The following is a 10,145-nucleotide window of genomic DNA, read 5'->3' as shown; positions in this document are numbered from 1 at the left end:
CCGCGGCCCGTAGGTGGCCTGGCCGGGGGACGACGCCGACGCCGCCACTCGCCCGTGGCCAGGCCACCTACGGGCCGCGGGTGTCACCGCGTCCGCGGACCTCGTCAGCGCGATCCGCGGGCGTTGAGCCGGGCGGCCCGGCGTGTCAGGTGGTCGCGTTCGGCGAGGTTGGGGGCCTTTCGGGCAGCCTCCGCGTACAGCCGTGCGGCGGTCGCCAGGTCGCCGTCGCACTCGTGCAGGTACGCCGCCACCGCGGTGTAGCGGGGCAGCGAGGCGTCCAGCGCCGCGAGCGCCGCGAGGCCGGCGCGCGGTCCGTCGGCCTCGCCGACGGCCACCGCACGGTTGAGGCGGACGACCGGGCTGTCGGTCAGGCGCGCCAGCTCGTCGTACCACTCGACGATCTGCACCCAGTCGGTCTCCTCGGCGGTGGGTGCGTCGGCGTGCAGTGCCGCGATGGCGGCCTGGGCCTGGAACTCGCCCAGCCGGTCGCGGGCCAGGGCCGCCTGGAGGATCTCCACGCCCTCGGTGATCGCCCGGGTGTCCCACCGGCCGCGGTCCTGCTCGGCGAGCGGCACGAGGCTGCCGTCGGGCGCGGTCCTGGCGGTGCGCCGGGCCTGGTGGAGCAGCATGAGGGCGAGCAGGCCCGCCACCTCGGGGTGGTCGATCGAGGCCGCGAGCTGCCGGGTGAGCCGGATGGCCTCGGCGGCGAGGTCGACGTCGCCGGAGTAGCCCTCGTTGAAGACCAGGTAGAGGACGCGCAGCACGGTGGCGACATCTCCCGGCTGGTCGAACCGCACACCGGAGACGGTGCGCTTGGCCCGGCTGATCCGCTGCGCCATCGTCGCCTCCGGCACCAGGTAGGCCTGGGCGATCTGGCGGGTGGTGAGACCGCCCACGGCGCGCAGCGTGAGCGCGACCGCGGACGACGGGGTCAGAGAGGGGTGGGCGCACAGGAAGTAGAGCTGGAGCGTGTCGTCCGCCGCGGGAGCCGGCCCGGGGGCCGGCTCCTCCTCGACGCGGTCCTCCCGCCGGCGCCGGGCGGCGTCCGCTCGGGTCGCGTCGAGGAACCGGCGCCAGGCGACGGTGACCAGCCAGCCCTTCGGATCCCGGGGCGGGGCGGCCGGCCAGGCCCGGACCGCCTCGACCAGCGCGTCCTGCACGGCGTCCTCGGCCGCCGCGAAGTCGGCTCCGCGGCGGACGAGGATCCCGAGCACGCTCGGGGTGAGGCTCCGCAGGAGGACGTCGTTCACCTCGGGGTCACTCCGTCACGGTGGGCGGCGCGGCCAGGAACGGGCGCAGCTCCAGCCATTCGTGGATCGGCTTCCCGCCGGCGCCGGGGGCGGCAGACAGTTCCCCGGCCAGCTCGACGGCGCGCTCGTAGCTGTCGACGTCGATGACCATCCAGCCGGCGATGAGGTCCTTGGTCTCGGCGAACGGACCGTCGGTGACCGGAGGGCGGCCCTCACCGTCGTACCGGACGAACGTCCCCTCGGGGGCGAGCGCCTGACCGTCGACGAACTCGCCGGTCCCCTCCAGCCGTGCCGCGAAGTCGTGCATGTACTGCACGTGGGCCGTGATCTCCTCCGGCGTCCACTGCTCCATGGGGACGTCGTTCACCGCGGCCGGGGCGCCGCGGTAGTGCTTGAGCAGCAGGTACTTGGCCATCGTGATTCTCCTCGATGTTCGTGCGACCCATTGTGGTCGCTTTCACTACGAGGACGGAGCCGGCCACGGGATCTCGACATCACCCCGGAAAGTTCTTTTCTGACGTCCCCGCGTGGTCATTTTCTGACGTCCCCGCGTGGCCGCCGGGATCGGTGGCCCGGTTCGTGGCCGCGCGCCGTTGCCCGCTCCCTGAACGGTGTCCGCGCTGCGGCTCACGTCGCGGGTGAGGCAGGAGCCGGAGCGGAGCCGTCGAGGGAGGGCGCCGACGGGGGCGTCGACAAATGCCGTGCCCGCACAACTGCCTTGGTGCAGACTCGCACCATGGCGGACATGCGGGCGTTCCGGGACGAGGTGACCGACTGGGCGGCCGGCGGTCCCGGTGAGGCGGCGCGTGAGCTGGCCGCGCGACTCGGGGTGCGTACCGCGGTGCTGCTGGAAGGGCCGAGCGACCTCGCCGCCGTCGAGACGCTGGCCGCACGGCGTGGCCGGGACCTGGCCGCCGAGGGAGTGTGCGTCGTGCCGATGGGCGGGGCGATGAGCGTCGGCCGCTATGCGGGCCTCCTGGGCCCGCCCGGACTCGCCCTGCGCCTGGCCGGACTCTGCGACGAGCGCGAGCAGCCCTTCTACGACCGCGGCCTGGAGCGGGCAGGGGCGCCGCGCCGGGACTTCTTCGTGTGCGTCAGCGACCTGGAGGAGGAACTCATCCGCGCGCTGGGCCCGGCCAAGGTCGAGGAAGTGATCAGGGACGAGGGCGACATCCGCGCCTGGCAGACCTTCCTGCACCAGCCCGCACAGCACGGTCGGCCCCGGCAGCAGCAGTTGCGTCGCTTCCTCGGCACGAAGAAGGGCCGCAAGATCCGCTACGGCCACCTTCTGGTCGAAGCCCTCGCCCCCGAGCAGGTGCCGGCCCCGCTGGACGACCTCCTCACCAGCCTCTGACCCGGCGCGCCGTTAATGAGTTGACCCGTCGCCGCCTCCTCGGCAGGGTCGGCAGCGTCCTCCCACCACCTGAACACGAACAAACCCTCTCGCTGGTGAACTGCCTTGTCCTGCCCAGTCCTTGTGACCGGGCGGTGAGACGACGGGAGCCGGCGGATCGGAGACGCCCGAACATGACCTCTCACCTCCACGCGCTCACCTTCGACGCGAACGACCCATCCCGCCTTGCGCGTTTCTGGGCCGGCTTCCTCGACTGGGAGACGACCCACGACCCTCACGGCGGCATCGCGCTCCTGCCGAACGACGACACCGGTTTCCGGCTGCGGTTTCTCCCGACGCGGGAGCAGAAGACGGGCCCGAACCAGGCGCACTTCGACCTGACGAGCCAGTCCCTCGAGGACCAGCGGCAGACCGTGGCCAAGGCGCTGGAACTCGGCGCCCGGCACATCGACATCGGTCAACTCCCGGAGGAGGGGCACGTGGTGCTCGCCGATCCGGAAGGCAACGAGTTCTGCGTCGTCGCGCCGGGCAACAACTTCCTCGCGGACTGCGGATTCATCGGCGCGCTGGCCTGCGACGGATCGCAGGAGGAAGGCTACTTCTGGAGCCGGGCCCTGGGCTGGCCGCTGGTCTGGGACCAGGACCAGGAGACCGCCATCCGTTCGCCGCACGGTGGTCCCAAGGTCACGTGGGGCGGTCCGCCGCTCATGACGAAGACCGGCAAGAACCGGCTGCACTTCGACATCGCCCCGCCTGCCGACGGCGACCAGCAGGCGGAGGTCGACCGTCTCGTCTCCCTCGGGGCGAAACGGATCGACATCGGCCAGGGCGAGGTCGGCTGGGTGGTGATGGCCGACCCCGACGGCCACGAGTTCTGCGTGCTGCCTCCCGGGCTCTGATGGCACCGGCAGGCGCGGAGCGGGTGCCCGAGCCGGAGCCTGTGGCCGTGAGCCGTGCTGTTGGATGGGCCCTGTGACTGTCTATGACGTGGCTCGCCGGCTTCCCGGCATCGCCGACCTGCGGGACCGGTGCCGTTCGCTCGCGATGCTCGACGCGATCCTGAGCCCGGAGTGGGAATTCCGGTACCACTCCTTCAGCACCGCTTGGGCCGAAGGTCAGGAGGCGGCCTCGATGCGCAACGGGTCGGGGGACGAGTACACCATCGTCTTCTGCGCGGCCGGGGCCTACGTCCGCGGCTTCGGCCACGAAACGCCGATGAACCCGTACGGCAACGACGGCGAGCCCTGGCCGGGGGTGCTCGACGAGGTTCCCGAGCTCTTCAAGCCCTTCGTCGAGGAGCCGGCGTTCACCGACCAGGACGGCGTGCCCGTCGTGACGGCCTGCCTGTGGCGGGAGACGACGGACGACCGGTGGCACCACGGCACGATCGACTTCCCCACGGACAGCGCCGACCCCGACGGCTCGACGAGCCTGTTCGAGCTGCTGGCCGACCCCTCCCCCCGAGCGTTCCAGCGCTTCGCCGAGGACTACTACGAGGTCCCCGTGGACCTGGCGGCGGTGAGCGACGTGTATGCCCTGCGACCGCTGCGCCAGGAACTCGTTTCGTCCCTGAACGCGGACGTCACCCTGGCGGACCTCGCCAAGGACATCACCGACATCGGGTACCCACAACCGCACGGCGAGCCCGTCCGACGCCGCTCACTCGGCTCAGAAGCCTCCGCTCAGTGATCTTCTTTCCCGGCTCATCACCAGCGTGTACGTTCGTACGTACTCAGCGGCGGGCAAGATCGCCCCGCCGCGTTCGCGGGAAAAGAACGTCTCATCAATGGACCTGGCCACCCGTCGCCGTCGAGCGGCGCTGTTCCTCCTCTTTCTCATACCCGGTCTGTCGATCTCCTCCTGGGTGACGCGGACGCCCGACATCAGAGACCAACTCGGGGCGTCCACCGCGCAGATGGGGATCATCCTGTTCGGGCTGTCCGTGGGCTCCATGATCGGCATTCTCAGTTCCGGGGCGCTGGTGGCCAGGTTCGGCAACCGGCCCGTGATGGGAGCGGGGACCCTGCTGATCATCCTCAGCATGGCGGTCGTCGGCGGCGGGTCGATGCTCGCCTCCGCCCCCGTCGTGACGGCCGGACTGTTCCTCTTCGGTGCCGGCATGGGCGGGGGAGAGGTCGCGATCAACATCGACGGGGCCGAGGTCGAACAGATCACGGGGCGAACGGTCCTGCCCACGCTCCACGGCTTCTTCAGCCTGGGTACCGTCGTGGGAGCCGCGTTCGGCATCCTGTGCACGGCGGTCGCCGTCCCGGTGCATTGGCATCTGGCCGCCGTCGTCGCCGTCACGGCCGGCATGTTCGCCCACGCCTTCCGCGCCGTCCCGCGCCCGGTGGGAAAGCCGCGGGGCGAGGACCGGCAGCCCGAGGTCGGTACCGCCCCGGCCCGGGGGAGGGTGTGGAAGGACCGACGGCTGCTGCTGATCGGCGGTGTCATCCTGGCCATGGCCCTGGCCGAGGGGGCCGCGAACGACTGGCTGCCCCTGCTCATGGTCGACGGGCACGACGTGGACCCCGCCCTGGGATCCGCCGTCTACACGGGTTTCGCCGCCGCCATGACCATCGGCCGCTTCGGCGGCGGGTTCCTCATCGACCGCCTCGGCCGCACGCCCGTGGTCCGGGCCAGCGCCATCTCCGCGACGCTCGGCATCGCGGTGGTCGTCTTCGCCGACTCGGCCGTCCTGGCGGGCGTCGCGGTGCTGTTCTGGGGCGTGGGGGCCTCGCTCGGTTTCCCCCTGGCTCTCTCGGCGGCCGGTGACTCCGGCCCCGACGCGGCGGCCCGCGTCAGCCTCGTCGCCATGATCGGCTACGTCGCCTTCCTCGTCGGACCTCCCGGCCTCGGCTTCCTCGGCGACCACTTCGGCCTGCGCTACGCCATGATCGTCGTCCTCGCCTTCACCGCCGTGGCCATTGCCCTGGCCCCTGCCGTCGGCGCCCGCTCCGCCCTGCCCGCGCGCACCCCTGATGCCGAGGTACGACCCTGAGACGTACGGCCTTCGTCAAGGTCCTGCGTCTCTCCCGTGCCGTACTTGCGTCGAGTACTGAGGAGCGGCGCCGGACGGCGCGGTGACTGCTCAGTCGTCGGCCGCGACGACGAGGCTGAGCCGCCCGGACGAGCGGTCGACGAGCACGAACTCGTGGAAGCAGTCGTGCACGCGTCCCCAGTCGTGCACCGCTTCCTCACCGAGTTCGCCGAGGTGGTGGATGCTGTCCGCTGAAGCCAGACGGCCGAACACCTCCCGCAGCAGAGCTGCCTCCAGCTCGGTGGGCAGGTCACGGAGCGGACCTGCCCACTCCCGCAGGATCCGCGCTGCCTTCTCATGGCTGAGGGGCTCGTAGAGGTCGGGAGTGATCAGCCGCAGCCAATACGGTCCGTGCCGGGGGCCCTCCGGCAGCACTCCACCACCTGCGTAGTCGTCCCGGAACTGCTCATGCCCAGTCAGCGCCGCAAGCAGCCTTTCCTCATCCACGGCCTCCGCCGAGAAGCGGAGCTGCTTGATGTCGACCCACCGAAACCCGTGCTCCTTCGGATCCGGGATGTGGTGCCGAAAGTTGATGAAAACGCTTCCCTCGTGAGTGAGCCAGTTGTCCATGGCGTCAGCCTAGAAGGCAGGTGGATGAGCCCCGTCGCCTCGGCGCGGCTACGTCGGACGGTTTCACCCGTGGTGGGTGAGGCCGCGGGCGTGGGTGCGGGTGAACGCTTGGCGTGGACAGGTGGTCGTCGTGTGTCTGCCCAACTGCCGAAGCGTCGGACCACCGGGCAGGGAGATCTCATGAACCGGTATCCGCCGATCGCGGAACACGGCATGGTCGGCGATCTCCAGACCGCCGCTCTGGTGTCGTCCGCCGGAACGGTCGACTGGTGGTGCACGCCCCGTTTCGACTCGCCCAGCATCTTCGCCGCGCTCCTGGACAGCGAACGCGGAGGGCACTGTCGTCTCGCTGCGGAGTCCCCGGACGGCGAAGGCATGACCGTGCGGCAGCTGTACCTGTCCGACACGGCCGTCCTGGTCACCCGCTTCATGGCGCCCGGCGGAGTCGGCGAGGTTGCCGACTTCATGGTGCCCATCGACTCCCCGGCCCCGACGGACACACACCGTCTGGTGAGAGTGGCGCGGGTCGTCCGCGGCAGTCTGACCTTCGCCCTCACCTGCCGGCCGCGCTTCGACTACGGCCGTGCCTCGCACACGCTCTCGCGGACCGACGAACACTCCGTGCTCTTCCGTGGCCCGGGGACGGACCTGCATCTGCAGTCCACCGCAGGTGTCGCGCTCCTCTCCGACGGCAATGACATCACCGCCCGCTTCACCCTGTCCGCGGGTCAGGCAGCCGCCGTAGTGCTGACCAGTGCGGCGAGCGGCGATCCGCTCCCGCCTCACCCCTCCCTGGACGGGGTCGCCGAGGCACTCGAGACGTGCCGGACGTTCTGGCTGTCGTGGCTGCGTTCGTGCACCTACCGCGGTCGCTGGCAGGACATCGTCAATCGCTCGGCGATCACGCTCAAGCTGCTCACCTACGCTCCCACCGGCGCGCCTGTCGCGGCGGCCACCATGGGGCTGCCCGAGCAGATCGGAGGCGAGCGTAACTGGGACTACCGCTACACATGGGTTCGTGACGCCTCGCTGTCCGTCAGAGCCCTGATCGACCTGGGCTTCCAGGAGGAGGCGCACGCCTTCCGCCACTGGCTGCGCGATCGCATCGAGATCGGCGGCTCCGTCTCGGCGGACCCGCTTCAGATCATGTACCGCATCGACGGCGACCCCCACCTGACCGAAGAGAGCCTCGACCACCTGGAGGGCTACTTGGGGTCCCGTCCCGTGCGGGCGGGCAACGCGGCGGCGGACCAACTCCAACTCGACATCTACGGCGAGGCATCGGACGCCCTGATCGTCGGCGGTGACATCGGCGCGATCCGTGGGTGGAAGGCGCTGAGTGGCGTCCTGGACTGGCTCGCCGACCACTGGGATCAGCCCGACGAAGGGATCTGGGAGACGCGGGGCGGTCGTCAGAACTTCACCTACAGCCGCCTGATGACCTGGGTGGCGTTCGACCGGGGAGTCCGCGCGGCCACCGATTTCTCCCGTCCCGCCGACGTGGCTCGCTGGACCGAGGCACGGGACGCTGTCTTCCGCCAGATCGTCGAACGCGGCTGGCATGACAAGCGGCAGGCATTCGTGCAGCACTTCGACACCGACGTCCTGGACGCCTCGCTGCTGCTCATGCCCAGGGTCGGTTTCCTCTCACCGCACGATCCGGACTGGCTCAGCACCCTGGACGCCATGGACGAGGAGCTGGTCAGCGACAGCCTCGTCTACCGCTACGACCCGAAAGCGTCCCCCGACGGCCTCCGCGGCTCCGAAGGCACCTTCAATCTGTGCAGCTTCTTCTACGTCGAGGCGCTCGCCCGCAGCGGCAGGCTCAACCAGGCCCACCACGCCTTCGACAAGATGCTCACCTACGCCAACCACGTCGGCCTCTTCGCCGAGGAGATCGGCCCCTCGGGCGAGCAACTCGGTAACTTCCCCCAGGCGTTCACCCATCTCGCCCTGGTCACCGCGGCGATGGCACTCGACGAGGAGCTGGAGAAGGCGGAGACCGGCCCGCGCCACCGCGACCACGGGCATCCGGCGACCCACGGTCTCACCGTGCTCGACGAGAGTACGGGCGGGGCTGACGCCCGTCGCTGAGACGGCGAGGTCCGCGCGGCCGACGGCCCCTCCGTGCGCGGTCGGGTCCAGGCTGTTCACTCGTTGGGTGCGCACCGGTCGCGCGTTCGGCATCACGGGCATCTTCTGGTGTGCATGGCCCACACAGGTGACGAGCCGCTCTCGAACAGGGAGCGCAGCGAACTGGATGACCTGCGGCACCGGGTGGGTGCTCTGGAAGGTGGCGCGCGCCCGCGGGCCGCACGGCATCACCCCTTCCGCTCAGCGGGCTCCGTACTGCTGATCCTCCTCGCGGCCCTGCTGTCGGTGCTCTCCGTCATCGCGGTCTGGGCGAACAGCATCGTGCGGGACACCGACCGCTACGTCGCCACGGTGGGGCCGCTGGCGTCGGATCCTGATGTACGCAAGGCGGTCACCGACAGGGTCACCAACGTGGTGCTCGGGCAGATCGACGTGGACGCGTTGGTCGAACAGCTGCAGGACGCCGTGTCGGAGAAGGGCGTGCCGCCGAAGGCGGCCCAGCTGGTCGGCAACCTGGACGCACCGATCACCAGTGGCCTGGAGCAACTGGTTGCCGGCACCGTGGAGCGGGTGGTCAGCAGCAGTGCCTTCGAGACGGTCTGGGTGGAGAGCAACCGCAAGGTGCACTCGGCCGTCGACAAGGCGCTGACGGGCGAAGCCGACGGGCCGGTCTCGCTGAAGAACGACGAGGTGGCCATCGACGTGGCACCGATCGTGGCACAGGTGAAGGAGCGGTTGGTCAACGCCGGCCTGGGAGTGGCCGCGAGGATTCCGGATGTCCATACGAGCTTCGTGGTGGTCCAGTCGAAGGACATCGGCAAGATCAAGACCTATATGCGGGTCCTGGAGATCATGGGCAGTTGGCTGCCTGTCATCGCTCTGCTGGTGGCCGCGGCGGGCGTATACACCGCGTTCAACCGTCGGCACGCGCTCATCGGGGCCGGGTTGGCGGTGTTCGCGGCCATGCTGGTCCTCGGGATCACACTCACCGTCTTCCGTGACGTCTACCTCGACCATCTGCCTTCCGGCGCGTCCCCGGCCGCCGCCGGAGCGGTGTACGACGCGCTGATCAAGTTCCTGCGCGCCGGTGTACGGGCGCTCGGTGCCGTCGCCCTCCTCACCGCCGTCGGCGCTTTCCTCAGCGGTCCGTCAAGGATCGCCGTCCTCGTCCGCAACGGCTGCCGCAGGAGCATCGGCGCACTGCGCGACATGGCGGTCTCGGAAGGGCTTCGACTGGGGGCGGTCGGGCGGTTCGTACACCGCTTCAAGCGCTGGATCGGGGCCGCGATCCTGGTGGTCGCCGCGATCGTCCTGTTCACGTGGAACTACCCGACCACGATGGTTGTGGTGTGGACCACGGTCATCGTGCTGGTGGGCTTCGCGCTCCGTGAATTCCTGGACACCGGATCCGCGCCGGCCGTCAAATCCAAGGCCACCACCGCTTCTGAGGTGTGACCACGCGCCGGCACCACACGGCCGGGGACAGGCAACTCCTGCCACGGCGCCGTCCGGCACAGCCGGAGTGGGACCTCGACGGAGCACTCTGTACGGGCAGTCGGCGACGCAGCGGGAAACGCCTTGGGGGCGCGAGCCGTAGGGCACCTCCACGTTCACGCGGGGGAGGAAGTCACGGGTGCCATTCGATCAGCATGACGGTGGCGTCGTCGCGGCGCTGCCCCTGTTGGTAGTGCATGAGGTGGTCGACGAGGCTGCGCAGGGCTTCTGCGGCGTTGTGGCCTGCTGCCATCGAACGGATGACGGTGTCGGCGAGACGCTCTTCACCGAAGAGATCGCCGTTGGGTGCGCGCGCTTCGGTGACGCCGTCGGTGTAGAGCAG

Annotated in this window: 10 protein-coding genes; 6 read left to right on the top strand and 4 right to left on the bottom strand. The window is 70.2% G+C overall.

Annotated features, from left to right (window positions below; genetic code table 11):
• Positions 1–104: 104 nt before the first annotated feature.
• Complete coding sequence (locus BZL64_RS04560; protein WP_086766406.1) at positions 105–1,250, bottom strand: RNA polymerase sigma factor; 1,146 nt, start codon at positions 1,248–1,250, stop codon at positions 105–107.
• Positions 1,251–1,257: 7 nt separating this feature from the next.
• Complete coding sequence (locus BZL64_RS04555; RefSeq protein ID WP_086766404.1) at positions 1,258–1,665, bottom strand: YciI family protein; 408 nt, start codon at positions 1,663–1,665, stop codon at positions 1,258–1,260.
• 321 nt (positions 1,666–1,986) lie between these two features.
• Between BZL64_RS04555 and BZL64_RS04550 the strand changes: the two genes are divergently transcribed.
• From BZL64_RS04550 to BZL64_RS04535, 4 genes are all read left to right on the top strand, one after another.
• A complete protein-coding gene (locus tag BZL64_RS04550) occupies positions 1,987–2,604 on the top strand; it encodes a TOPRIM nucleotidyl transferase/hydrolase domain-containing protein (RefSeq protein ID WP_086766402.1) in 618 nt (205 codons plus the stop codon).
• A 173-nt stretch (positions 2,605–2,777) separates the two neighbouring features.
• Entirely contained in the window at positions 2,778–3,503 is a 726-nt protein-coding gene (locus BZL64_RS04545) for a VOC family protein (RefSeq protein WP_086766400.1), read from the top strand.
• 64 nt (positions 3,504–3,567) lie between these two features.
• Entirely contained in the window at positions 3,568–4,293 is a 726-nt protein-coding gene (locus BZL64_RS04540; RefSeq protein WP_086766398.1) for a hypothetical protein, read from the top strand.
• Positions 4,294–4,390: 97 nt separating this feature from the next.
• Positions 4,391–5,605 carry an MFS transporter gene (locus tag BZL64_RS04535; RefSeq protein ID WP_086766396.1) on the top strand — a complete coding sequence of 405 codons (1,215 nt, stop codon included), beginning with the start codon at positions 4,391–4,393 and terminating at the stop codon, positions 5,603–5,605.
• Positions 5,606–5,695: 90 nt separating this feature from the next.
• Here the strand turns inward: BZL64_RS04535 and BZL64_RS04530 are convergent, their stop codons facing one another.
• Positions 5,696–6,214, bottom strand: coding sequence for a hypothetical protein (locus tag BZL64_RS04530; protein WP_086766394.1), 519 nt, complete (start codon positions 6,212–6,214; stop codon positions 5,696–5,698).
• A gap of 180 nt (positions 6,215–6,394) precedes the next feature.
• Between BZL64_RS04530 and BZL64_RS04525 the strand changes: the two genes are divergently transcribed.
• Together BZL64_RS04525 and BZL64_RS04520 are read left to right on the top strand one after the other, a co-directional pair.
• Positions 6,395–8,308 carry a glycoside hydrolase family 15 protein gene (locus BZL64_RS04525; RefSeq protein ID WP_086766392.1) on the top strand — a complete coding sequence of 638 codons (1,914 nt, stop codon included), beginning with the start codon at positions 6,395–6,397 and terminating at the stop codon, positions 8,306–8,308.
• Positions 8,309–8,422: 114 nt separating this feature from the next.
• Positions 8,423–9,763, top strand: a complete 1,341-nt coding sequence (locus BZL64_RS04520) for a hypothetical protein (protein ID WP_244205182.1) — start codon at positions 8,423–8,425, stop codon at positions 9,761–9,763.
• A 172-nt stretch (positions 9,764–9,935) separates the two neighbouring features.
• Here the strand turns inward: BZL64_RS04520 and BZL64_RS04515 are convergent.
• A partial coding sequence (locus BZL64_RS04515; RefSeq protein ID WP_158101499.1) for a SpoIIE family protein phosphatase occupies positions 9,936–10,145 on the bottom strand: 210 nt, incomplete at its 5' end.

Source organism: Streptomyces bobili (assembly GCF_002154575.1).
Classification (GTDB): domain Bacteria; phylum Actinomycetota; class Actinomycetes; order Streptomycetales; family Streptomycetaceae; genus Streptomyces; species Streptomyces bobili.
This window is presented reverse-complemented; position numbering and strand designations above follow the sequence as displayed.